This window comes from Bacillus cereus group sp. MG1 (assembly GCF_040460035.1).
Taxonomy (GTDB): Bacteria; Bacillota; Bacilli; order Bacillales; family Bacillaceae_G; genus Bacillus_A; species Bacillus_A cereus.
The window spans coordinates 332,705-355,255 of record NZ_JARVGY010000001.1 but is presented as its reverse complement, the minus strand read 5'-3'; the positions used below and the strand labels follow the sequence as shown (position 1 = coordinate 355,255).

Here is a 22,551-nt window from a genome sequence, read left to right as displayed (position 1 = left end):
GCGGATAGAATCTAAATAGTATGTATTAAAAAAGTTTTCTTATATACATTGACAATGTATATAAGATACATTAATCTTTAAATGTTAATGATAATCGATTTCATCTAGGGAGGACATATGATACATACTAAAAAACTAATTATGTTCTGCATTATGATACTCATGGTTGTAATTGCAGGATGTAGTAAAGAAGAGAAAAAAGAAAATAATATATCAGCGAAAGCAAAAGATTCATATACGGTAAAGCATGCAATGGGTGAAACGACAGTAAATGGTACACCTAAAAAAGTTGTTGTTTTAACAAATGAAGGCGCAGAGGCTCTCCTAGCTGTGGGCGTAACGCCAGTGGGGACTACGAAACCACGTGCTGGTGATGAATGGTATCCTCATTTAGCGAAAGAGTTAAAAAACACGGAAGTTGTAGGAACTGAACGTGATATTAATTTAGAGGCTGTAATGAAGCTTAAGCCAGATTTAATTATCGGAAATAAAATGCGTCATGAAAAAATATATGATCAGCTAAAAGAAATCGCACCAACTGTTTATGCAGAAACATTACGCGGTGATTGGAAAGAAAACTTTACACTTTATACAAAAGCTGTAAATAAAGAAAAAGAAGGGCAAAAAGCTCTTGATGATTATAAAAAACGCATTGAAGGAATGAAAGAGAAGTTAGGCGATAAATTGAATTCTAAAGTTTCTATTATTCGTTTCGTGCCAGGTGATGTTCGTATTTATCAAAAAAACTCATTCTCGGGTGTTGTTTTAAATGATATTGGATTTAAACGACCACCATTACAAGATAAAGATGATTTTGCGATAAAAGGAATTACAAAAGAGCAGATTCCAAATATGGACGGAGACTACTTATTCTATTTCACGTCTGATAAAGATGCAGATAAGAATAATGAAGGAAATTCGTTAGCGAAGGAATGGACAGAAGATCCACTCTTTAAGCAACTACAGGCTTCTAAAAATAATAAAGTATTCCAAGTAGATGAAGTGATTTGGAATACAGCAGGTGGTATTGTAGCTGCAAATCTTATGTTAGATGATATTGAAAAATATTTTCTGAAGTAAATGAATAGTCGAGTGCATCCCTTTAAATAAGAGATGCACTTTTTTGTTTGTTAAAATACAGAAAATTCCTTCTTTTGAGTGTAGATAAGTTGTACAATTAAAACAATCATGTGATAAAGGAGTGGGGAAGAATGAAAGCTACTCATAAAGATTGGATTTTATTTAACGGAAGAATTGTAAATACGAAGGAAGAACAGCCGATGATTCCATTAGAGGAGAGAGGCTTTCAATTTGGTGATGGTATATACGAGGTATTCAGACTATATGACGGGAAGCCACATTTATTAGATTTACATTTAGAACGATTCTTTAACTCTATGGCAGAAATAAAACTAATTCCACCATTTACGAAGGAAGAATTAGTAGAAGAGTTATATCAAATGATTGAAAAAAATCAGTTTCAAGAAGATGGGAATGTATATTTACAAATATCAAGAGGTACACAACCGCGCAATCATGTATATGAATCAGATTTACAACCGACATATTTTGCAAATCTTGTTTCGTTCCCAAGACCAGTTGCTTCAATGGAGGCAGGGATTAAGGTGACAGTAGAAGAGGACATCAGGTGGAAGTTTTGCCATATAAAATCTTTAAATTTGCTTCCTAATATCATGATCAAAAACAAAATAAATGAACAAGGGTATCAAGAAGCAATATTAGTACGAGATGGTATTGTGACTGAAGGGTGTCATTCCAATTTCTTTATCGTGAAGAATAATAAGTTGATTACACATCCAGCGGATCATTTCATTTTACATGGTATTACACGTCACTACGTAATTACATTAGCGAAAGAGTTACATATCGATGTAGAGGAACGAGAGTTTTCATTACAAGAAGTATATGACGCTGAGGAGTGCTTTTTTACAGCGACGCCACTTGAAATATTCCCAGTCGTTCAAATTGGTGATGAACAGTTCGGGGCTGGTGAAAGAGGACCAATTACGAAAAAACTACAAGCTGCATACGAAGAGAGTATTCGTTTGTTTAAAGTGACAAATTAATCATGAAGAAAAAAGCTGGTATTCTTCCGGCTTTTTTTCATGATATAATTCAAGCATAGGACAAGTTTTGAAAACGCTGTAAAAAGGGGATTTAATATATGAATTATGAAGATTTTAAAGAAGTAATTCACGGAAGACGAAGTGTTAGAAAGTTTACAAATCAAGAAGTATCTACTAATGATATAAAAGAAATAATTGATTGTGCTCGTTACGCACCGAGTGATACGAATTCACAAACGTGGGAATTCTTAGTTATCATGAATCGAGAGAAGATTAAAGAAATTGAACAAATGACATGGGATGCATTACATAAACTTGCGGCAAAAGCAGCAGAAAATGGAGAAGAGAAAGCAGGGAAATTACTTACACGTTCTTTCGGACCATATGCAACAGCTTTCTCGGAGGCACCAGTATTAATTGTATGTTTGGCAACACCATATGAATCAAAGTTCCGTGAAAAGATATTTGATCCAATTGCTTTTGTTCCAGATTCCGTTTGGGAAGAAGAAGGCATTAAGAGTAGCTGTTTAGCGGCACAAAACTTAATGTTAGCTGCACATGCAAAGGGACTTGGTACTTGTCCAATGACAGGGCCAGTATTGCTAGCTCAAGATGAACTGCGCCAATATTTACAAATTGAGCCTGAAAAACAAATAAATATGGTTATTTCACTCGGATTTCCGAAAGATAAACCGAAGAAACTTCCAAGAAAAGAAGTAGATGAGATTACAACGTTTGTTTTTTAATTGCTGCATAGAAAAGACATTGAACTAACAATGTCTTTTTATTTTTGAGGGTATGTAATTCATATGTTGGGCTAAAATGATAGATAAGAGGGAATTACTATTTATTTCATAAAAAAAATTAATGTTCTATTAAGGAAAGTATGATACATTAATCGTGAGCAAGATTCTATTTGTTCATGAAAGTGTTGAAAGTAGTCTCAAAATTTAAAAGTTATTTTTGTATAATAAATTATAATGAAGTTACAGGGGGGATGAATTTTGAAAAAATTCATAATCACTGGATTGTCTGTATTGTTATTAGTTGGTTGCGGTGCTCCACAGGAAAAAGAGGACGCGCAATCAAAACAGGAAGAACAAGTTGTAAACGCAAGTGATGAGAATATGGTTGTATTTCCTGAAGGAGCAATGTCAATTGGAGAAGGGAAAGTAAAAGTTATTACTCCAGATGGTACTTCTGAAAACGGCAATATACCGACTGTATTCATCAAAAAGGATACGTTAATTCAGCAAGTTGAATTAGAACTTTCTAATTTTCAAAGTGATAAAGAAACATTCGTATTTGTAGATCAAATGTATACAGATAAACATCAAGTAACTAGTACAACGCAGACAACAGTGCAGTTAAAAGAAAAAACGCTGGAAACAGGTAGTCATACAATTACTGCAGTTCAGTATGAAAACAATGACCCGAAAGGAAAGGTTATTAGTTTTAATCAAGCAACATTTGAGACAAAACCTGCGTCTTAACAAGAATAAAAAGTACATTACTCAAAAAGTAGTGTGCTTTTTTGTTTGGACTAGAGTGTGCAAGAGTGAATAACTTATTTCATTTTCTAATACGATTAAATAGGAAGTAATCACTTGTTACTACTATGACAGAGAAAGAGGTTGAAGATGTGAATCGGTGTATTCGTATCGTCTTGATTAGTATGATGATGGCAGTATTTTGGTTTACGATACAAGAGATGATTCAAGCTACGCTCAATTATCAAATTCATGACTTATTAATAGGAGCTATTTATTTTACCATTGTTTATCTATTATATCCCGCACTAACGGGCAGTAAGACCTTACCTTAAAACTCGGTATAGGTGAGGAGATTAGGTGGGAGATCAACTGCCTGTAAATGCACGATTGATGAGGGCTGATAATCATTGGAGATGAACAAACTCTCCAATGATTAAAGTTTCACTTTATGATAAACTCGGATTAAGGTGAGTTTTGCAAGAAAAATGTAGGTATTTCATTTGAAATGTCGAATAGTACATACGATGTCGTAATAACAAATTTTCTATTGTTTACTGTGAAACAGGAGAAGGAGAGATAGTAATGAAACGAGCTCTTATAAATATTGATTATACATATGATTTTGTAGCTGAGAAAGGCGCTTTAACATGCGGGAAACCAGGACAGGAAATTGAGAAGGAAATTGTACATATAACGAAGCAATATATTGAAAATGGAGATTACGTTGTCTTTGCTATTGATAAACATGAAGAAAATGATGTATATCATCCAGAATCAAAGTTATTCCCGCCTCATAATATAGCTGGTACAAGTGGAAGAGATTTGTTTGGTGAATTACAAGATGTGTACGAAACATATAAAAATGCAGAGAATGTATATTACATGGATAAAACACGGTATAGTGCATTTGCAGGAACAGACTTAGAGATGAAGTTAAGAGAAAGAGGAATAGCAGAAGTTCATCTTGTAGGTGTTTGTACTGATATTTGTGTTCTTCATACAGCAGTAGATGCTTATAATAAAGGGTTTAAAATTGTTGTTTATGAAAAGGCGGTTGCATCTTTTAATGCACAAGGGCATGAATATGCACTTGGACATTTTAAGTCATGCCTACATGCAGAAGTGAAGTGAAAAAAGAGGCCTTTAAAAAAGGTCTCTTTTATTTGTCCTTGTTCATTGAAAACAGCTACCGCAACGCCTAATAAATTGAGTGGTCTTGATCCGACAACTTCTCTAATTTCTTCGATATACCCCATTGTAGGTAACCTCATTAAGGAAAAATAAGAGCATATAAACTATTCGTTATTATATAAATATATTCCTCTTTATAAATGTAAGAGGTGTCAAATATCTCATGTGTTTTATTTGGTAAAATATACATCAAAAAAGGTCAAACAAAAACTTTGACCTTTTTTGACCAAATGTTATAATAAAGGCAGAAAGAGATAATCTTTCATTCATAAATAATAAGGAGGAAAAAATATGCGTAATTTATTTCCAGAGATAACAAAACGTCAAAATGGTATTTTTGATTTTGGGCCTTCTTTATTAGAAGGGATGACAGATGCTTTCTTGAAGCCACTGAACATGGATACTTTTAAAGTAGATGTTCATGAGCAATCTGATAAATATACTGTGAAAGCAGATTTACCAGGTTTTCAAAAAGAAAACATTCAAGTTGATTTTGAACAAGATGTATTAACGATTCAAGCAACTAATCATAATGAAGTAGAAGAAAAAAATGAGAATGGCACATATATTCGTAAAGAACGTTCTATAGGTTCTGTAACTCGACGCTTTAGTTTTAAACAAGTTGAGGAAGAAAATGTTAGAGCAAATTATAAAGATGGCGTACTGACAATTGAATTGCCAAAATTGAAAGAAGAAAAAAGTAGTAAGACAACAATTAATATCGAATAAAAGAGCTGATAAATTCAGCTCTTTTTTTACGTAGTTAATGAATAAATGAGTTGAAATCGTAATGAGATGAATAAAGTTTTAACGTATAAAAAAATTTCACGATTTGCTCCCCCTTAGGTTATTAAAAAGGGTATATTTAAAGGGAAAGGAAAAAGAACAGCTAGACATACTGTTTAAAGTGAATTAGTAATAGAGTCAAAATACATAGTAAGGGTAGCGGCATTTTAGATTAGGATAATAGATTTTTCTGGAACAAACTTAGGCGATTATGAATTTTTTAATTAGTAAGGAAGTGGTTAAATGAGCTTATTAACGTATACGGAAGAATTTTTTAATTATGTAAGAGAGTTTTTACTTTTAAGATTTTTACTATTTGCTTTCGTTCTAATCATTATTTCATTTGTAATAAACCGCATTATTGATTGGTTTTTTAGGAAATCGAGCTTTTTTGATGAAGAGATAGAGCAAACGATTCAAAGTGTAATTCGATCTATTTTTAGATATATCATTATCATCAGTCTTATCATATATTTAATTAGCCAATTTGTAGATATAAAAAGTATTATTGCAGGTGCAGGGATAGCTGGAGTTGTCATCGGTTTTGCTGCACAACAGATGCTAAAAGATGTTATATTAGGCTTTGCAAGATTAGCGGACAAAGAGTTTCGGGTTGGTGATTTTGTAACTTTTAACGGAACAAATTCAGGAACTATTGAAGAGATTAGTATTCGTTTTATGCAAATTCGTGAATGGTCAGGAAAACTACTTACCATCCCGCACGGAGAGATTAGAACGATACAAAATTTTAATAAAGGATGGATGCGTGTAATTGAACGCATCACGGTAAGTTATCAGGAAGATCCAACAAGAGTGAAGGAATTGTTAGAAGAAGTATGTGTTATATGCAATGAAAAATTGAATCAAACTCTTTATAGAGTAGAGGATGAGGCTGTTGAACCATTTAAATACGTCGGTGTTACAGACTTAAATCCTAACTTGAAATATGTTGGCTATGAATTTTGTATTACAGGTTTAATAAAGCCAGAAGATTATTTTGAAACTTCTAGACAAGTAAGATTTGAATTAATGTCTATGTTCCATAAAAATCAAGTGCAAATGCCAGCAGCGAATATGGTTGTTACTACTGAAGGTTTACAGCATATCCATGGTGGACAATCTTTATCGGACAGCTAAAGTAGAATCGTTTGTTAACAAAAATTCTGCTTCCAACATTGGATAGAATAACAATAATAAAATGATTGATATAAAGAAAGGCTGAAGGAATTCGGTTCTTTTTTTATTTATAGAATTTAGAAATTTCTTAATGTTATAATTGTAGTTGGTGATGAGAATGAACTTTGAAGAAAAAGAGATGCGTCGTTTAGAAGCATTAAAAGAAATTGCTGAATTATTAAATGAAGCAACAAACTTACAGGATATGTTAGAAAAAGTGTTGCATACATTGTTACAAGTAATGAATTTACAAACAGGGTGGATATTCTTTATTGATGAAAGTGGAAAGCACAGTATGCTTGTAGACGAAAATTTACCAGAGGCTCTTACGTGGCAAAAGAAGAAGCCGATGTGTGAAGGAAACTGTTGGTGTGTAGAACGTTTTGTAAATGGGAGATTGGAAAAAGCGACTAATATTATTGAATGTAAGCGAATAGAAGATGCAATTGAATGTAATTGGGGAGAGACAGAAGATGTTACACATCATGCGACAATTCCGCTTAGGTCTGGATCAGAAAAATTTGGTCTACTAAATGTGGCTGCACCTCATAAGACTCATTTTTCTGAGGAAGAGTTAGCATTATTAGAATCAATTGCATTTCAAATTGGAACGACAATACAACGTATTCAATTAGTTGAGAAAGAACGTAAATATGTAGTGGTAGCGGAAAGAAATCGACTTGCACGTGATTTACATGATTCAGTAAAACAATTGTTATTTTCTATTATGCTAACAGCGAAAGGTACTCTGAATATGACGCAAGATAGAGAATTGCAAGAGATGTTAAGTTATATTGGGGAATTATCACAAGAAGCATTACAAGAGATGACGCTATTAATTTGGCAATTAAGACCTGAAGGATTGGAGAAAGGATTAGCAGAAGCAATTCAAAATTACGGGAAGTTATTAGGAGTTCAAGTGGAAGTTCGAATTGATGGGATGGTTTCAATGGGGGATGAAATAGAAGAAGTTTTATGGCGTATTAGCCAAGAGGCGCTACATAATTGTAAAAAGCATGCTTCGTGTGAAAAGGTACATATTCTTTTGAAAATAGAAAATAACCAGTTACATTTTTACATAGAAGACAATGGAATAGGATTTATACAAGAACAGGTAAGGGAATCAGCACTTGGCCTGAAAAGTATGGAGGAACGTATTCAGTTAATGAAGGGATCGTTTCAAATTATAACAGAGCTGAAAAAGGGTACAAAAATAGAAATTCAATTGCCGATTTGAAGGGGAGAATAAGGTTGAAGATTAAACTGCTACTAGTTGAGGATCATCATATCGTTCGAAGAGGACTTGTATTCTTTTTGAAAACGAGAGAAGAATTTGAAATTATTGGGGAAGCGGAAAATGGCGAAGAGGCATTACATTTCGTGCAAAAAGAAAGACCAGATGTCGTACTAATGGATGTATCGATGCCGAAAATGGATGGAATTGAGGCAACAAAACGTCTAAAGCAATATGATGAGACAATAAAGGTACTTATATTAAGTAGTTTTTCAGAGCAAGATTATGTTATACCAGCACTTGAAGCTGGAGCAGATGGTTATCAATTAAAAGAAGTACAACCTGAGCAACTTGTCGCTTCTATTATTGCAGTACATCAAGGAAATGCGAATTTTCACCCGAAAGTAACACCTGCATTAATGGGGCGTTCTGCAGTAAAGAAGGAAGTAGAAAATCCTTTTTCAATGTTAACGAAAAGAGAGCAAGAGGTACTTCGCGAAATTGCGAAAGGAAGAAGCAACAAGGAGATTGCAGCAGAACTTCATATTACAGAACAAACTGTGAAAACACACGTTTCAAACGTTTTAGCTAAATTGGAAGTGGATGATCGTACGCAAGCCGCATTATACGCAGTGAAACATGGAGAGAATTATTCATAAGCATGAATAATTCTGTTATATCGTATGACAGAATACATAGGAGCAATTAAAAATTATAGTAATCCCTAATATAGGTTTTTCTTCTTTCGATAATTAGGTACAATAAAGTGAAACTCTAATCAGTGGAGGACCATCCCCACTGATGATTAGTTCAACTAATCGGTTTTTACAGGATAAAGCTACGATGGAAGGGGAGGATATGCTATGCCTGGTACAAGAAGTGGGATTGGAAAGATTCAGGCTTCGTTAAATGGTTTATCACCGAAATTGCGAAGTATTGCCGAACATATTTTGAAACATCCACAAGATGTTGTACATAAATCTATTACAGAATTAGCTGAAGTTACGAATAGTTCCGAAGCTACGATATTCCGCTTATGTAAAAACCTTGGTTTGCAAGGTTTTCAAGATTTAAAGATTACATTAGCTCGTGAAATTGTACATACACCGATGCAAAATATCCATGAAGAGGTATCAGCAGAAGATAGTATGGTAACTGTTGCTAAAAAAGTTTTTCATTCGCATATTACAGGACTGCAAGATACTTTACATTTGCTTAATGAAACGGCACTTGAGCAGGCTGTACGAGCCTTACAAGAAGCAAGTCGAATTGAGTTTTATGGAAATGGTGGCTCTGGTATTATTGCAATGGATGCGTATCATAAGTTTATGAGAACGGGTATTTCTTGTATCGCTCATACTGATTCGCATTTTCAAATTATGGGGGCAGGTTTACTCTCGGAAAATTCAGTTGTTATTGGTATTTCTCATTCTGGTAGCAATAAAGGATTACTTGAAGCGTTAGAAGTAGCGAAAGCAAGAGGAGCCAAAATTATTGCGATTACGAGCTATAAGAAATCAGCATTAAGTCAACTTGCTGATATAACGTTATATACATCAACACGTGAGACTGAATTCCGCACAGAAGCAAGTTCATCACGATTAGCACAGTTAAGCTTATTAGATACTTTGTATGTAGGGTTGTCGTTGCAGCGACAAGAGGAAACTCTAAAAAATTTACAAAGTATACGTGAAACGATTTCGATGAAGCGAATATAAAAAAAGCTCTTCAAATGAAGAGCTTTCAGACTGTAGACAAACTATTTTTGGAGAGTTCAAATGCTAAAAATAGTTTGTTTCTTATTTTAGGGATAATTTATCCAATGGAATTTATATGTAGTGCTTTCTATACTATAATTTACTATAAGTGAGGAAGGTGTCTTATGAAAATATCTGTTTATGTTGCAAGTGCATTTAGCAAGGATCATAAAGGCGGAAATAAAGCAGGAGTGGTATTTATTGAGAATACATTGACCACTACTCAAAAAATGGAAATAGCCAAACAACTGGGCTATGCGGAAACCGCATTTATATCAGAATCTGAAATTGCTGATTATAAATTTGAGTATTTTACACCAAAAGAAGAAGTTGATTTATGTGGTCATGCCACAATTGGCTCTTTCGCGATACTGATGCATTTAAATAAACTTTTCAGGAATCGCTATACGATTGAAACGAACAGCGGTGTTCTTACTATTACTATAAAAGATGACATCATATTCATGGAACAAAATAAACCGATATTCTATGATGTTGTATCTCCAAACGAGTTCATCGACTGTTTTGATAGTAAAGATATAGAAAATAAATACCCAATTCAAATTGTCTCCACGGGCTTAAAAGATATTTTAATTCCTATAAAAAGCGAAACACAATTACATGCACTGCAACCTAATTTTGAAAAAATTAAAGAAATCAGCAAGTATTATAATGTTGTCGGGATGCATCTATATACTTTTAATGACAATCGAATTATATGCAGAAATTTTGCTCCGCTATACGACATCAATGAAGAAGCAGCGACTGGAACTTCGAACGGTGCATTAGCTTGCTACCTTTATGAACAGGACTACTTGAAAAAAGAAGTCTATGTATTTGAACAAGGTTATTCTTTACACTCGCCTTCTGAAATATTAGTTAAATTAGCAACCAATAGCAAAAATAAAATAGAAAAAGTTTATGTTGGTGGCAAAGGATATTACTGTGAAACTAAGTGTTTACATGTAGAAAATATTGAGTGAAGAGCTTTTTTATCGGTGAGAAGTTTGTTAATTTATTTTGTTTTAGAAATATGTGACTTACTTATAGTCAATGATAAACTCTCATTTTTAAAAATTTAAAATAAAGACCGATTTGTGTAATAATTCAAATATTGTTCGTAATTTCACAAGTTGTTTATGAAGTGTCATGTTATGATGAAGATGTAATGATGATTGAACACTTAAATTTGGTAGAATAACTAGCCAAAGTAGTGAAGAAAGTAGTTGTGAGATAAACTCATTAAAATGCTAAAACACTAAAGGGGAGATCACATATGAAAGCAGTAGTGGTTAATAAAAACAGCAAAGCAAACATCGAAGTGATTGACAAAGAATTACGTCCGTTACACTCAGGTGAAGCGTTAGTAGATGTAGAGTATTGTGGAGTTTGCCACACTGATTTACACGTTGCGAATCATGATTTTGGTAACACTGATGGCCGTATTCTTGGTCATGAGGGTGTAGGTATTGTTACGAAAATAGCTGATGATGTTACTTCACTAAAGATAGGTGACCGTGTAAGTATTGCATGGATGTTCCAATCTTGTGGACGTTGTGAATATTGCGTAACTGGTAGAGAAACATTTTGCCGTGAAGTTAAAAACGCTGGTTATTCAGTGGATGGTGGTATGGCTGAACAATGTATCGTTACAGCTGATTATGCGGTAAAAGTACCAGAAGGATTAGATCCTGCTCAAGCATCATCAATTACTTGTGCTGGTGTAACTACATATAAAGCTATTAAAGTATCAGATATTAAACCTAGTCAACCTATTGTAATCTATGGCTGCGGTGGATTAGGTAACTTAGCTATCCAATATGCTAAAAATGTATTTGGTGCAAAGGTAATCGCAGTAGATATTAATGACGACAAATTAGCCTTAGCGAAAGAAGTTGGTGCTGATATGACTATCAATCCAATTTCTCAAGGTCCTGCTGATAAAATTGTGCAAGAGGAGTTTGGTGGCGCTTATGCTGCGGTAGTAACAGCAGTCTCTAAAGTAGCCTTTAACTCAGCAGTTGATGCAGTACGTGCTTGCGGTAAAGTAGTTGCAGTAGGGCTACCAGTAGAAACAATGGACTTAAACATCCCACGACTTGTACTGGATGGAATTGAAGTAGTTGGTTCTCTAGTTGGTACTCGTAAAGATTTGGAAGAGGCGTTTATGTTCGGGGCAGAAGGAAAAGTAGTGCCGGTTGTTCAAACTTGTTCTCTAGATAAAGTACAAAATGTATTCGAAGAAATGGAACAAGGTAGAATTCAAGGGCGTATGGTAATTGATTTTAAAAAACATAATTGTGATTGCAAATAATTCACTTTAAATATAAAAAGCATGAGTCTAGCAAAGGACATGTAAAAAAGTTAGACAGTATAAGAAGATGATCCCTGTATTTAATAGGGATCATCTTCTTTATTTTCTACTAATATCGATGCCAATTAATACTTGATTAATGAGAAATGATTAAAGGTTTACTTTATTTGCAAACGAAAAGGAATCTTTATGTTTAACAAATTTTTTATGATCTGGAACGTTTTGAATTGCTACAATTTGCGAATCTCTTGCTTTCAGTGCATCTTGAATCCCGATGGTCATAAGCTTAATAAATAGAATCGTAATAAAGAATGAAGCGAGAGTATAAAAAATAATCCACCATGAAAGATTCATTTCATTACGATTTAATCCAATAAGACCTGCCCAATCATTAGATAGAGAAACAGGTTTGAGCACTCCGTCATAGAGTTCACGCATTTGTATGCCGCCAATTACAATGTTAAGCAACGCTAAATGGATAACGAGTATGAGTGTTTGGACGATATGTTCCATAAATAATACAAATAAGCGGTCAAGTAATAAGACTCGTAAGTGTTTTTTTATAATATGAAAACGACTAGCCCCCAGTAATTGTGAACTTAAGATGTAATCTTGTTTCATAAATTCATCAACTTCTGAGGATATGTATAAAGAAAGTGTAGGCAGAGCGACGAAAATAAGTACGAGTACTTGATAAAACGTAAATGAAATATTTGGATCTACCCCATCAGCATTTGATGTGATTATAATATTAACGGGCGTGATGAGTATGAATGCGATAAATAGAGTTGGAATATAATAAAAAACTTCTGAGCATGACTGGAAAAATCTCTTGAGTTTTGGAGCAAATAAACTTAAGAGGATTCCTATACATGTTCCGCATAAAATTCGAAAGAAGCTAATTGCCATGGCCAATAAAATAGTGAATTTTGCTCCTTCTACAATTTGTAAGAAAACAGACTCTCCAAAACGATCAGATCCAAAAGGTGGAATTAACGATGGCGGAAAGGGGGCCTTTCCAAGTAATTCGTTATTGTCATTGTAAAGTAACTGAGGAGGTTTTGGGATGTTATCTTTAAAGAACCAACTATAAATAAAACTAGCTGAAATAAGTATGAATAGATAAGTAAAGCCGATTAAAAAGCGTTTTGATTTCCAAATAGATTTCATAATGATACTCCTTTCAATTGCTTTTTCCATCTATTCATCATGAATGAGACTATTTGGAAAATGGCGTAAAATGGTAAAACAATCATAACAAGTGTGATAAATGCAGCTGGAGGTGAAACAAACGCCTTATTAAATAAAAATTGAATAATGCCTTCCATATTAAAAACAAATTCTAAAATGAATAAATTAGAAAGTAAGAAAACAAAAATCGTTTTTAAATGGTGGAAGAAGTGGATAGATATATTTTTGAATAAATGAATGCATAGTATATAACTTGATGAAAGGCCTTTTCCATATGCAACCTCTACGTAATGTTTTCCTTGCTCTTCTTTTATGTATAACACCATCATCCGAAACATTTGTAATGTAGGTAAGACAGCTAATGATAAAATAGGGAGTAAATAAGCTCGATTTTCATTAAAAGAAATAATAGTGACAGGAGATTCCCCAAATTTCTGAAGTACCCATATGAAAAATATTTGCAAACAAATCATCATCATCATATCAGGGACAGCTTCTAATATGAACACAATTCGGTTTATCCATTTTTTTATATAATCTTTTGCTAAAAAATAAAAAAATGCCATGCTAGATGATAAAAAGAGAGCAAGAAAAAAGGCTAAAAATAATATAGTAAATGAATATAGGTAAGGTTCTAAAACAGTTGGAAATAATGGTGTTTTTTTGAAATGGCCAAGCTTCGGGTCTGATCCTATAATCACTAATGATTCAGGGGGAAAAACCTGTTTTAACATAGTAACGGTCTGATTAAAAAAATAAATTGGTTGAAAGGTAAATCCTTGTTGAGTGATAAATAAATAAGGTAAATTTAATAATAGTAAGAGTGATAAAAGAATTGACGAAAGCTTAATTGTGAATTGAGATATTTTATTTAACATTAAATCCCTCCGACATCTTTTTACAACATTATACAATAAATTTCGTGTTATTGTTTTTATTTTTCTGAAAAATAAAAATACTTTTCGGTTTTATAGTATGCAAGATATATTTACAAGGTAAAAAAGTGATAGTAGGGGGGCCACGCTCTATGTTTATCAAGATAAAAGACTAGTGAACCTAAAACAATAAATAAGAGCAAAATGCACAGAATTCTCATTCTGCGGTTAGTTACTTTTCTTGGCTGGATGGTGATGTTACGTGACCGCTAAAAATGAATATTGCTTTTCAACTCTTTCTTCAAGCAAATAAGTAGAACGTATGGAGGACTATGTATGTGTTGTTAATGAGAGGAAAGAGTGTATTGCGTAACGAATATAACGTAATTTTACCCCATGGAAAAGCTAAATGTAGTATATAAGTGAAATGGAATGAGGGGATTTATTTTTTGATATGAAAAAAATTTTCTTTTTACAACTTGATAAATGAAAAAATATTTTATATACTAATTCATGTAAACGGTTTACTAAATCGTATTTTGCTAGAAATGAAGGGAAGATTCGCATGGAAACAAGGGGGAGAGTAATCGGGATTGATATCGGTACCACAAGTACAAAAACGGTTGTGTTCACAGAAAAAGGAAAAGTCATTGCATCACATGCAATCGATTACCCAATTATTCAACCGAATGTAGGATGGGCTGAGCAAGATCCTGATGTAATATGTGCCGCTGTATACAAAAGTGTAAGCGTTGCCATTGAAAAAGGTAATGTATTACCAGAAGATATTTCTTCAATCGGTATTAGTACAGCTATGCACGCATTAATTGCAGTAGATGAAAATGGTGCGCCATTAACGCGTTCTATCATTTGGGCAGATAATCGAAGTACGAAGCAATCAGAAAAATTATTACAACAAATGAATGGGCATGAAATTTATAGACGTACAGGTACACCGATTCATCCGATGTCACCACTTTCTAAATTGTTATGGATGAAAGAAGAGGAACCAGAGTTATATACAAGTGCCTATAAATTCATTTCCATTAAAGAGTATGTGATTTACCAATTATTTTCACGCTACGTAGTTGATTATTCGATTGCTTCTGCTACGGGGTTATTTAATTTAGAAACATTAAACTGGGATAAAGATGTTTTAACTATGTTACATATGTCACCAGAAAAATTATCAACCCCTGTACCAACTACATATATTTTATCAGGTATGAAGCCAGAATTAGCACAGAAGATGGGGATAAGTGCAGAAACACCAATTGTCATCGGAGCAAGTGATGGGGTTCTTGCAAATGTAGGAGTTGGTGCGATATCACCGGGTGCGGCTGCAATTACGATTGGAACGAGTGGTGCGGTTCGAACAATCTCATCAAATATAAATACAGATGAGAAAGGGAGAACGTTTTGTTACGCATTAACAGATGAGCACTGGGTAATCGGTGGTCCAACGAATAACGGCGGAATATTACTGAGATGGTTACGTGATGAATTTGGTAGTCCAGAGCAAGAAGTAGCAAGAAAGCTCGGCATTGATCCTTATGATTTATTAATTAAATATGCAGAAAGCGTACCAGCTGGAGCGGATGGGCTATTGTTCTTACCTTTCTTATCTGGAGAACGCGCACCTTACTGGAATGCAAATGCTCGTGGTACATTCTTTGGAATCAATCTTCAACATAAGCGAGAACATTTTATACGTGCAGTGATGGAAGGTGTTTGTATGAGTGTATATTCAGTAGCACTCGCAATCAGGGATTGTACAGGGCCACTTACTGAAATACGAGTTTCAGGAGGGTTTGCAAAATCTGCATTTTGGAGACAAATGTTGTCCGATATGATGGGAAAAGAATTGCTTGTACCTGAAAGTCATGAAGCATCTGCGCTTGGGGCAGCGGCAGTTGCTTTGTATGCTGTAGGAAAAATTGATTCTCTTGAAGAGGTAAAGGATTGGATTGATATTGTCCATCATCATGTACCGAATAAAGAAAATACGGCTATATATTTAGAAATGTTTTATATGTATGAACGACTTTACAATCGCTTGAAAGAAGAATTTGATTGTATAGCTGCTTTCCAACGTAAAAAATAGGGGGATTGGGAGAAATGGTAGTTGGGATCGTACTAGCGGCAGTTGTCATACTACTTTTACTTATTACGGTAGTAAAATGGCATCCATTTGTCGCATTAATTTTAACAGCAATTGGTGTAGGATTAGCAATGGGAATGCCTTTAATTGGAACTTCACCAAAAGATCCAGGAATTATTGATTCTATTAAACTAGGACTTGGTAATACGTTAGGATTTTTAGCAATAGTTTTAGCACTAGGAACGATGCTTGGAAAAATGATGGCCGAATCTGGTGGTGCTGAACGTATCGCTAACACATTAATTAATCGTTTTGGGAAGAAACGAGTTCACTGGGCGATGATGTTCGTTGCATTTTTAGTAGGGATTCCGGTATTTTTCCAAGTTGGATTTGTACTATTAATTCCGTTAGTATTTACAATTGCATTAGAAACAGGGGTATCACTTATTACAATCGGTATCCCGCTAGTAGCAGGACTATCCGTTGTGCACGGACTAGTGCCGCCGCATCCAGCGGCAATGGCGGCAGTTGGTATTTTTAAAGCAGATGTAGGGAAGACAATTTTATATGCATTAATTGTCGGACTTCCAACTGCAATTATTTCAGGTCCACTTTACGGGAAATGGATTGGTGCTCGTATACATAAGGAAGTACCATTAGATATAGCGGAGCAATTTATTGAAAAAGATAATAAAAAAGAGCTTCCAAGCTTTGGGAATACATTGTTTACAATTTTACTTCCAGTATTTCTTATGCTTGGTGCATCAATAGCAGAAGTTGCATTAAATAAAACGAGTCAACTAGCACAAGTATTACACTTTATTGGAGATCCGATTGTGGCTTTATTAATTGCAACCATTTACTCTTTCTTTAGTCTTGGATATGCAAAAGGTTTCTCAAAAGATAAAGTGTTACAATTTACAAATGATTGCCTTGGACCTATTGCAAACATATTGTTAGTGATTGGTGCAGGCGGTGCATTTAATAAAGTATTATTAGATTCTGGAATTGGAACGACAATTGCAGATATGGCGAAAGAATCACATATTTCAGCGATATTATTAGGGTGGGGAATTGCGGCACTTATTCGAATTGCAACTGGATCGGCAACTGTTTCTATGATGACAGCAGCTGGTATTGTTGCGCCGATTGCAGCAAGCACACCAGGTGTAAATGTTGAATTATTAGCACTTGCAACTGGTGCAGGGTCATTAATTTTATCACACGTGAATGATTCAGGATTTTGGATGATTAAAGAGTATTTCGGAATGACTGTGAAAGAAACATTATTAACATGGACTGCAATGGAGACTATATTATCTGTAGTAGCACTTGGGCTAATTTCGATATTAAATATATTTGTATAGAATAGGAGATTGATTAATATGAAACTAGGTTTAATTGGATTAGGAAAAATGGGATTCCCATTAGCTGAACACTTATATGAAGACAAGCATGAAGTAGTTGTATACGATGTAAATAAAGAGCTTGTTGAAAAGGCAGGAAAACTAGGAATTACTGCACGTCATACATTAAAAGAAATGATCGCTGAATTAGAAGCTCCTCGTACAATTTGGGTAATGGTGCCTGCAGGAGAAGTTGTAGAGTCAGTACTAAAAGATGTTTATCCGTTATTAGATGAAGGTGATATCGTTATTGAAGGCGGAAATTCATTCTATAAAGATACGTTACGCCGTGCTGAAGAAGCAAAAAGCTTCGGATTACATTATGTAGATATCGGTACATCAGGCGGTGTAGAAGGAGCTAGATACGGTGCTTGCTTAATGGTTGGTGGAGAAAAAGAAATTTACGACCAATTAGAACCTTTATTTAAAGATTTAGCAGTAGAAAATGGCTATTCTTATGCTGGCCGTGTTGGTAGTGGTCATTTCTTAAAAATGGTTCATAACGGTATTGAGTACGGCATGATGCAAGCAATCGCTGAAGGATTTGAAGTACTAGATAAGAGTGACTTTGATTTCAATTATGAAGATGTTGCAAAAGTATGGGCGAATGGATCAGTTATCCGTGGTTGGTTAATGGACTTAACTGAAAAAGCATTTGCAGAAGATCCGAAACTAGATGGCATTAAAGGTGTAATGAACTCTTCAGGAGAAGGAAAATGGACTGTTGAAACTGCACTTGAACTTCAAGCTGCAGCACCAGTAATCGCTATGTCATTATTTATGCGCTATCGTTCTCAGGAAGATGATACATTCCATGGAAAAGTAGTTTCAGCACTACGTAATCAGTTCGGTGGACATGAAGTTGTGAAAAAATAAGGATGTTTTTGAAAAGAAACTTGTGCATAAGCGCAAGTTTCTTTTTTATAGTTTAAGAAATTACTAATTTAAAAATACCAATCAATCATCGTTTTTTTGTCACAAATGACAGCTTCAACGTTCATTGAATGAACAATATATTCTATATTTTCTTCTTTAGCTAATAATAAGGTTGTAAAGGAATCGAATATACTCATAAACGCATACTCATTATCTTCGCCAGTAATAATTAACTCATTATTGCTAATGTCCCAAATATCTAATGGAGTAGTATTATTTACCTCTAATAATCCGTTTGTATCAAGAATTGGTTCAGAGAAATATAAATTTTTTGCACCTTTAGAACCGAGGAGTTTAAGTAATTTATGTAATAAAAATATAGACGTATAATCTTCTGTTGGATAATAAAGATCTTTTTTTAAGTTTGAATATAGCTTTTCGGCTAAATCCTCTCTTTTATATTCTTCTGTATAAGCACCAATGGAAGTCAACAGGGCCATTGCTAATTCTGCGTATGAATGTAATCCACTATAAGACATCATTTCCTTCCAAGAAACGGATTTCCCATTATGAATGATTTCTTCAGCGCTAGGATAGATGTGCTCATATGGTCTTTTTCTCACAGACTTTTCCCATCCTAAAGGCATTTGGACAAAAGGGTGTAGCAATATAGCTGCAGATTTAAAGGTGCTTGGTAGTTGTTCTAAAATTGGTGATTTGTCATCTAGCCAAATGTAATCCAACAAAATATAACCTCCTCTTAGACTTTGAAATGTACGGATTCCCGCATTATGTTTTTTTGTATTGATTGTATCAAATATAAAGCGCTGCATGAAATATATCTCAACATAAAAGTAAGAATAAATAAAATGAAGTTTTCATAAATAGTAAAAGGGTGCTTATGTCATCAGTATAGCTAAGAAATGTTGTTACATATGAGAAGAGCGTGTTAATAAAATATGAGGTGGTTAAATGGGAAATGAGCAAGTGAAGTCTGTAAAGAAAGAAAAAAAGTTATGTCTTTGTATGATCGTCAAAAATGAGTCTAGAATTATGGAAAGATGTTTAAATGCAACAAAATCAATTGTAGACTTTGTTTCTATTTGTGATACTGGATCGACGGATAATACGCCTGAAATTATTGAAAATTGGTGTAAGGAAAATGAGATACCTGGGACGGTTCATCATGAGCCGTTTAAAAACTTTGGTTATAACAGAAGCTTAGCTGTTTCGTTAGCGCAAAAAACATACCCAGAAGCAGATTATTTATTAATATTAGATGCGGATATGATTTTAGAGGTTGATCCGAATTTCGATAAAACGAGCTTAACGGAAGATCATTATCTTACATTACAATATGATGTTCATATTAAATATTGGCTTACACGTCTTTTGAAAGCTTCTTTACCATGGAAATCTGTCGGTGTTACTCATGAGTATTGGGATATAGATCGTTCAAAAGTTGGAGCGAATTACAATACGAGGGTAGCTCGGTTAGAGACTCTTGTCGTGAATGATCCCGGAGATGGCGGGAGCAAAGCTGATAAATTTGAAAGAGATGAGAGGTTGTTGTTACAAGGAATAAACGACCCAGAAACAACGCCAGATTTGCATATAAGATATTTATTTTATTTAGCTCAGACTTATTTTCATTTAAGTCAATTTGAGAATTCAATTAAATGGTATAAAAAACGAGTGGAAGCAGGAGGATGGGTTGAAGAGGTATTCTATTCGTTATTGCGAATAGGATTTTGTTATGAGCAGTTAGCAAATCGTTCAGCAAATAAACAAAATGAAGTGACAGATGCTGATGAAAAAGAAACTGTTAAAGGGCAAGAAGAGCAATATTTAGCATTAGCTGTTTTTTATTTTCAAAAAGCTTGGGAATATAGACCAACCCGGGCTGAACCATTATACCAACTTGCAAGGTTGTATCGATTACGATCTCAAAACAATATTGCTTTGATGTATGCTCTGCAAGGGAAGGAAATTCCTTTTCCAAAGGATGATCTACTATTTGTAGATTATCATGTGTATGATTACTTATTTGACTATGAAATTTCTATTAGTGCTTTCTATATACCTCATAAAAAACATTTAGGGGCGGTGTCGCAAAAGTATTTGGAATCGATAAAAGAAAAGATTCCATTTCATATAGCAAATATAGTAGAGAATAATGCGAAATTTTATTAAATACATTTTCGGTTAAAGGAGTAGTGGAGTAATCATGGAATTAATGAGATGGGCGATTGAACTAGGAGAATCGGTGCATGGAAATACGTATGAAGAATTGATGCCACTACTAGACTATTATTATGATCGTGATCATTTAAAAGCGTATTGTATCGCAAATCTTCTTTTAAATATGGATGTATTAGATGAGGACCGGGAAAGAATCGAATTAAGAAGATGCATCGCTGCTTATTATGCTGGATTATATAAAGTAGCAAGAAAACATGCAAATGAGTTGGTACTTAAACATCCAGATGTAGATTTATATAAAAATAATTTAAGATTAATGGAAGTTTATTTGAATAAAGAATATGATTATTGTCTTTTTATATGCCCAAAGACATACGGTAGTTTCATAGATGTTGCGCGAGCTTTAAAGTGGCGGTTGGAGCAGGAGGGAAATACAGTAATTATATCAGAAACAATACTGGAAAATGCAAAGAATACAGTTGTTTTTGGAGCACATACATACGCATATAACCCGAATCTTCTTCCGAAAGATGCAATTATTTATAATTTAGAACAGCTATACGAAGGAAGTCCATATGCGCATCCCCTTTATTTAATATTATTAAAAGATAGAGTGATTTGGGATTATAGTAAACAAAATATAGAATGGCTTCAACAAAAAGGGGTAGGAAAAGAAATAAAACATGTAGAAATGAACTATGCTCCAACTTTGGAAATAAAAAAAGATGCGTTTGAAGATGAGATTATTGAAGATATTGATATTCTGTTTATAGGTGCTCTTAATCCGAGGCGACAAGCTATTTTTGATCATCTAAAAGCGATTGCCCCGAATTTAAATATAGTTTTTAAAAATAATGCGTGGGGAATTGTTAGAAATGAATTGATTGCTAGAGCTAAAATTATATTAAATATTCATTTTTACTTATCAGGAATTCTTGAAACACCTCGCGTGTCTTATGCAGTTGCGAATAAGAAATTTATTATTTCCGAAAATAGTAATCCAGAAGATGAGGTAGAGTGGCCAGGAATTGTATTTACTCCGTACGAAAAAATAATTGAAAACGTAATGAAATATATAGAATTACCAGAAGAACGGAAAAGATTAGCGGAAAAAGCATATAATCATTTTGAAGCAAATGAAAGTTTAGGTACATTGAGCATGAGAGATGAATCAAAGTAATTGTACGAAACTCATACGAAAGTATGAGTTCTTTTTTGTTTATCATACTATTTTATGAAACAAGTTAACTCTTTATATTGTGTTTTGTATAGAAATTTCTGATAATATATAAGTAGAACTTGAAAACAAAGGGGAGAAATAATCATGAAACTAGTCGTTATTAACGGTACACCAAGAAAATTTGGTAGAACTCGCGTGGTGGCAAAATATATTGCGGATCAATTTGAAGGGGAATTATATGATTTAGCAATTGAGGAGTTACCTTTATACAATGGAGAAGAGTCGCAACGTGATTTAGAGGCAGTAAAAAAATTAAAAACGTTAGTGAAAGCTGCGGATGGGGTTGTATTATGTACACCAGAATATCATAATGCGATGAGCGGTGCGCTGAAAAACTCTTTAGATTACTTAAGTAGTAGTGAATTTATTCATAAACCAGTTGCGTTGTTAGCGGTTGCTGGTGGCGGTAAAGGTGGAATAAATGCATTAAACAGCATGCGAACGGTCGCTAGAGGTGTTTATGCAAATGCAATTCCAAAACAAGTTGTGCTTGATGGATTACATGTGCAAGATGGTGAACTTGGGGAAGATGCAAAACCATTAATTCATGATGTAGTTAAAGAATTGAAAGCATATATGAGCGTATATAAAGAGGTGAAAAAACAACTAGGAGTGGAATGAT

At 34.0% G+C, this 22,551-nt stretch carries 22 protein-coding genes and 1 pseudogene; 19 read left to right on the top strand and 4 right to left on the bottom strand.

Annotated elements, in window-relative coordinates:
* Positions 1-117 precede the first annotated feature (117 nt).
* The 6 genes from QCI79_RS01710 (at position 118) to QCI79_RS01685 (ending at position 4,711) form a co-directional block, all read left to right on the top strand.
* Entirely contained in the window at positions 118-1,080 is a 963-nt protein-coding gene (locus tag QCI79_RS01710) for an ABC transporter substrate-binding protein (RefSeq protein ID WP_000581991.1), read from the top strand.
* Between the two features lie 131 nt (positions 1,081-1,211).
* Positions 1,212-2,087 carry a D-amino-acid transaminase gene (gene dat, locus QCI79_RS01705; RefSeq protein WP_000648368.1) on the top strand — a complete coding sequence of 292 codons (876 nt, stop codon included), beginning with the start codon at positions 1,212-1,214 and terminating at the stop codon, positions 2,085-2,087.
* A 98-nt stretch (positions 2,088-2,185) separates the two neighbouring features.
* Complete coding sequence (locus QCI79_RS01700; protein ID WP_001105310.1) at positions 2,186-2,833, top strand: nitroreductase family protein; 648 nt, start codon at positions 2,186-2,188, stop codon at positions 2,831-2,833.
* 258 nt (positions 2,834-3,091) lie between these two features.
* Positions 3,092-3,580, top strand: coding sequence for a putative periplasmic lipoprotein (locus QCI79_RS01695; protein WP_000713496.1), 489 nt, complete (start codon positions 3,092-3,094; stop codon positions 3,578-3,580).
* A gap of 125 nt (positions 3,581-3,705) precedes the next feature.
* Complete coding sequence (locus tag QCI79_RS01690; protein WP_000136533.1) at positions 3,706-3,912, top strand: hypothetical protein; 207 nt, start codon at positions 3,706-3,708, stop codon at positions 3,910-3,912.
* Between the two features lie 250 nt (positions 3,913-4,162).
* On the top strand, positions 4,163-4,711 hold the full coding sequence (locus QCI79_RS01685; RefSeq protein ID WP_000816762.1) for a cysteine hydrolase family protein: 549 nt from the start codon (positions 4,163-4,165) through the stop codon (positions 4,709-4,711).
* 29 nt (positions 4,712-4,740) lie between these two features.
* Here QCI79_RS01685 and QCI79_RS01680 read toward each other — a convergent pair.
* Positions 4,741-4,836 (bottom strand): annotated as a pseudogene (locus QCI79_RS01680) (DNA mismatch repair protein MutT); the annotation flags it as partial.
* 226 nt (positions 4,837-5,062) lie between these two features.
* Between QCI79_RS01680 and QCI79_RS01675 the strand changes: the two are divergent.
* The 7 genes from QCI79_RS01675 (at position 5,063) to adhP (ending at position 12,038) form a co-directional block, all read left to right on the top strand.
* Complete coding sequence (locus QCI79_RS01675) at positions 5,063-5,500, top strand: Hsp20/alpha crystallin family protein (RefSeq protein ID WP_001245065.1); 438 nt, start codon at positions 5,063-5,065, stop codon at positions 5,498-5,500.
* 300 nt (positions 5,501-5,800) lie between these two features.
* Positions 5,801-6,694, top strand: a complete 894-nt coding sequence (locus QCI79_RS01670) for a mechanosensitive ion channel family protein (protein ID WP_000055415.1) — start codon at positions 5,801-5,803, stop codon at positions 6,692-6,694.
* 157 nt (positions 6,695-6,851) lie between these two features.
* Entirely contained in the window at positions 6,852-7,970 is a 1,119-nt protein-coding gene (gene casK, locus QCI79_RS01665) for a two-component system sensor histidine kinase CasK (RefSeq protein ID WP_001008466.1), read from the top strand.
* 14 nt (positions 7,971-7,984) lie between these two features.
* Positions 7,985-8,626 carry a two-component system response regulator CasR gene (casR, locus tag QCI79_RS01660; RefSeq protein ID WP_000694629.1) on the top strand — a complete coding sequence of 214 codons (642 nt, stop codon included), beginning with the start codon at positions 7,985-7,987 and terminating at the stop codon, positions 8,624-8,626.
* 204 nt (positions 8,627-8,830) lie between these two features.
* On the top strand, positions 8,831-9,685 hold the full coding sequence (locus QCI79_RS01655; RefSeq protein ID WP_001119646.1) for a MurR/RpiR family transcriptional regulator: 855 nt from the start codon (positions 8,831-8,833) through the stop codon (positions 9,683-9,685).
* A 164-nt stretch (positions 9,686-9,849) separates the two neighbouring features.
* Entirely contained in the window at positions 9,850-10,707 is an 858-nt protein-coding gene (locus QCI79_RS01650; protein WP_000704316.1) for a PhzF family phenazine biosynthesis protein, read from the top strand.
* 293 nt (positions 10,708-11,000) lie between these two features.
* A complete protein-coding gene (gene adhP, locus QCI79_RS01645; RefSeq protein ID WP_000649109.1) occupies positions 11,001-12,038 on the top strand; it encodes an alcohol dehydrogenase AdhP in 1,038 nt (345 codons plus the stop codon).
* Positions 12,039-12,188: 150 nt separating this feature from the next.
* Here the strand turns inward: adhP and QCI79_RS01640 are convergent, their stop codons facing one another.
* On the bottom strand, positions 12,189-13,208 hold the full coding sequence (locus QCI79_RS01640; RefSeq protein ID WP_000836565.1) for an ABC transporter permease: 1,020 nt from the start codon (positions 13,206-13,208) through the stop codon (positions 12,189-12,191).
* Positions 13,205-14,107, bottom strand: coding sequence for an ABC transporter permease subunit (locus tag QCI79_RS01635; RefSeq protein WP_000932682.1), 903 nt, complete (start codon positions 14,105-14,107; stop codon positions 13,205-13,207). The genes QCI79_RS01640 and QCI79_RS01635 overlap by 4 nt, the downstream gene beginning before the upstream one ends.
* Positions 14,108-14,669: 562 nt before the next feature.
* On the opposite strand from QCI79_RS01635, the gene gntK reads away from it, so the two are divergent.
* From gntK to gnd, 3 genes are read left to right on the top strand one after another with little or no spacing between them, the layout of a single operon-like run.
* Positions 14,670-16,208, top strand: a complete 1,539-nt coding sequence (gene gntK, locus QCI79_RS01630; protein ID WP_000450004.1) for a gluconokinase — start codon at positions 14,670-14,672, stop codon at positions 16,206-16,208.
* A 14-nt stretch (positions 16,209-16,222) separates the two neighbouring features.
* Complete coding sequence (locus QCI79_RS01625; protein ID WP_021727620.1) at positions 16,223-17,572, top strand: GntP family permease; 1,350 nt, start codon at positions 16,223-16,225, stop codon at positions 17,570-17,572.
* Between the two features lie 18 nt (positions 17,573-17,590).
* The gene (gene gnd / locus QCI79_RS01620) at positions 17,591-18,487 is read left to right on the top strand and encodes a phosphogluconate dehydrogenase (NAD(+)-dependent, decarboxylating) (RefSeq protein ID WP_000765995.1); all 897 of its coding nucleotides are present in this window, start codon (positions 17,591-17,593) and stop codon (positions 18,485-18,487) included.
* Positions 18,488-18,555: 68 nt separating this feature from the next.
* Here the strand turns inward: gnd and QCI79_RS01615 are convergent, their stop codons facing one another.
* On the bottom strand, positions 18,556-19,320 hold the full coding sequence (locus tag QCI79_RS01615; protein ID WP_002100954.1) for a DUF2711 family protein: 765 nt from the start codon (positions 19,318-19,320) through the stop codon (positions 18,556-18,558).
* A 139-nt stretch (positions 19,321-19,459) separates the two neighbouring features.
* Here QCI79_RS01615 and QCI79_RS01610 point away from each other — a divergent pair, with 139 nt between their 5' ends.
* The 3 genes from QCI79_RS01610 (at position 19,460) to QCI79_RS01600 (ending at position 22,550) form a co-directional block, all read left to right on the top strand.
* Positions 19,460-20,680 carry a glycosyltransferase gene (locus QCI79_RS01610; protein WP_000526236.1) on the top strand — a complete coding sequence of 407 codons (1,221 nt, stop codon included), beginning with the start codon at positions 19,460-19,462 and terminating at the stop codon, positions 20,678-20,680.
* Positions 20,681-20,714: 34 nt separating this feature from the next.
* The gene (locus QCI79_RS01605; protein ID WP_000422324.1) at positions 20,715-21,869 is read left to right on the top strand and encodes a CgeB family protein; all 1,155 of its coding nucleotides are present in this window, start codon (positions 20,715-20,717) and stop codon (positions 21,867-21,869) included.
* 144 nt (positions 21,870-22,013) lie between these two features.
* Complete coding sequence (locus QCI79_RS01600; protein WP_000780355.1) at positions 22,014-22,550, top strand: NADPH-dependent FMN reductase; 537 nt, start codon at positions 22,014-22,016, stop codon at positions 22,548-22,550.
* Position 22,551 lies beyond the last annotated feature (1 nt).

Bases quoted from the DNA above. Each gene is read 5' to 3' on its own strand.
- dat (WP_000648368.1), top strand. From the start codon at position 1,212: ATGAAAGCTACTCATAAAGATTGGATTTTATTTAACGGAAGAATTGTA.
- QCI79_RS01650 (WP_000704316.1), top strand. From the start codon at position 9,850: ATGAAAATATCTGTTTATGTTGCAAGTGCATTTAGCAAGGATCATAAA.
- casK (WP_001008466.1), top strand. From the start codon at position 6,852: ATGAACTTTGAAGAAAAAGAGATGCGTCGTTTAGAAGCATTAAAAGAA.
- QCI79_RS01670 (WP_000055415.1), top strand. From the start codon at position 5,801: ATGAGCTTATTAACGTATACGGAAGAATTTTTTAATTATGTAAGAGAG.
- QCI79_RS01615 (WP_002100954.1), bottom strand. From the start codon at position 19,320: ATGCAGCGCTTTATATTTGATACAATCAATACAAAAAAACATAATGCG.
- gntK (WP_000450004.1), top strand. From the start codon at position 14,670: ATGGAAACAAGGGGGAGAGTAATCGGGATTGATATCGGTACCACAAGT.
- QCI79_RS01605 (WP_000422324.1), top strand. From the start codon at position 20,715: ATGGAATTAATGAGATGGGCGATTGAACTAGGAGAATCGGTGCATGGA.
- QCI79_RS01635 (WP_000932682.1), bottom strand. From the start codon at position 14,107: ATGTTAAATAAAATATCTCAATTCACAATTAAGCTTTCGTCAATTCTT.
- QCI79_RS01655 (WP_001119646.1), top strand. From the start codon at position 8,831: ATGCCTGGTACAAGAAGTGGGATTGGAAAGATTCAGGCTTCGTTAAAT.
- QCI79_RS01640 (WP_000836565.1), bottom strand. From the start codon at position 13,208: ATGAAATCTATTTGGAAATCAAAACGCTTTTTAATCGGCTTTACTTAT.
- QCI79_RS01610 (WP_000526236.1), top strand. From the start codon at position 19,460: ATGGGAAATGAGCAAGTGAAGTCTGTAAAGAAAGAAAAAAAGTTATGT.
- QCI79_RS01685 (WP_000816762.1), top strand. From the start codon at position 4,163: ATGAAACGAGCTCTTATAAATATTGATTATACATATGATTTTGTAGCT.
- adhP (WP_000649109.1), top strand. From the start codon at position 11,001: ATGAAAGCAGTAGTGGTTAATAAAAACAGCAAAGCAAACATCGAAGTG.
- QCI79_RS01675 (WP_001245065.1), top strand. From the start codon at position 5,063: ATGCGTAATTTATTTCCAGAGATAACAAAACGTCAAAATGGTATTTTT.
- QCI79_RS01700 (WP_001105310.1), top strand. From the start codon at position 2,186: ATGAATTATGAAGATTTTAAAGAAGTAATTCACGGAAGACGAAGTGTT.
- QCI79_RS01710 (WP_000581991.1), top strand. From the start codon at position 118: ATGATACATACTAAAAAACTAATTATGTTCTGCATTATGATACTCATG.
- QCI79_RS01600 (WP_000780355.1), top strand. From the start codon at position 22,014: ATGAAACTAGTCGTTATTAACGGTACACCAAGAAAATTTGGTAGAACT.
- gnd (WP_000765995.1), top strand. From the start codon at position 17,591: ATGAAACTAGGTTTAATTGGATTAGGAAAAATGGGATTCCCATTAGCT.
- QCI79_RS01690 (WP_000136533.1), top strand. From the start codon at position 3,706: ATGACAGAGAAAGAGGTTGAAGATGTGAATCGGTGTATTCGTATCGTC.
- QCI79_RS01625 (WP_021727620.1), top strand. From the start codon at position 16,223: ATGGTAGTTGGGATCGTACTAGCGGCAGTTGTCATACTACTTTTACTT.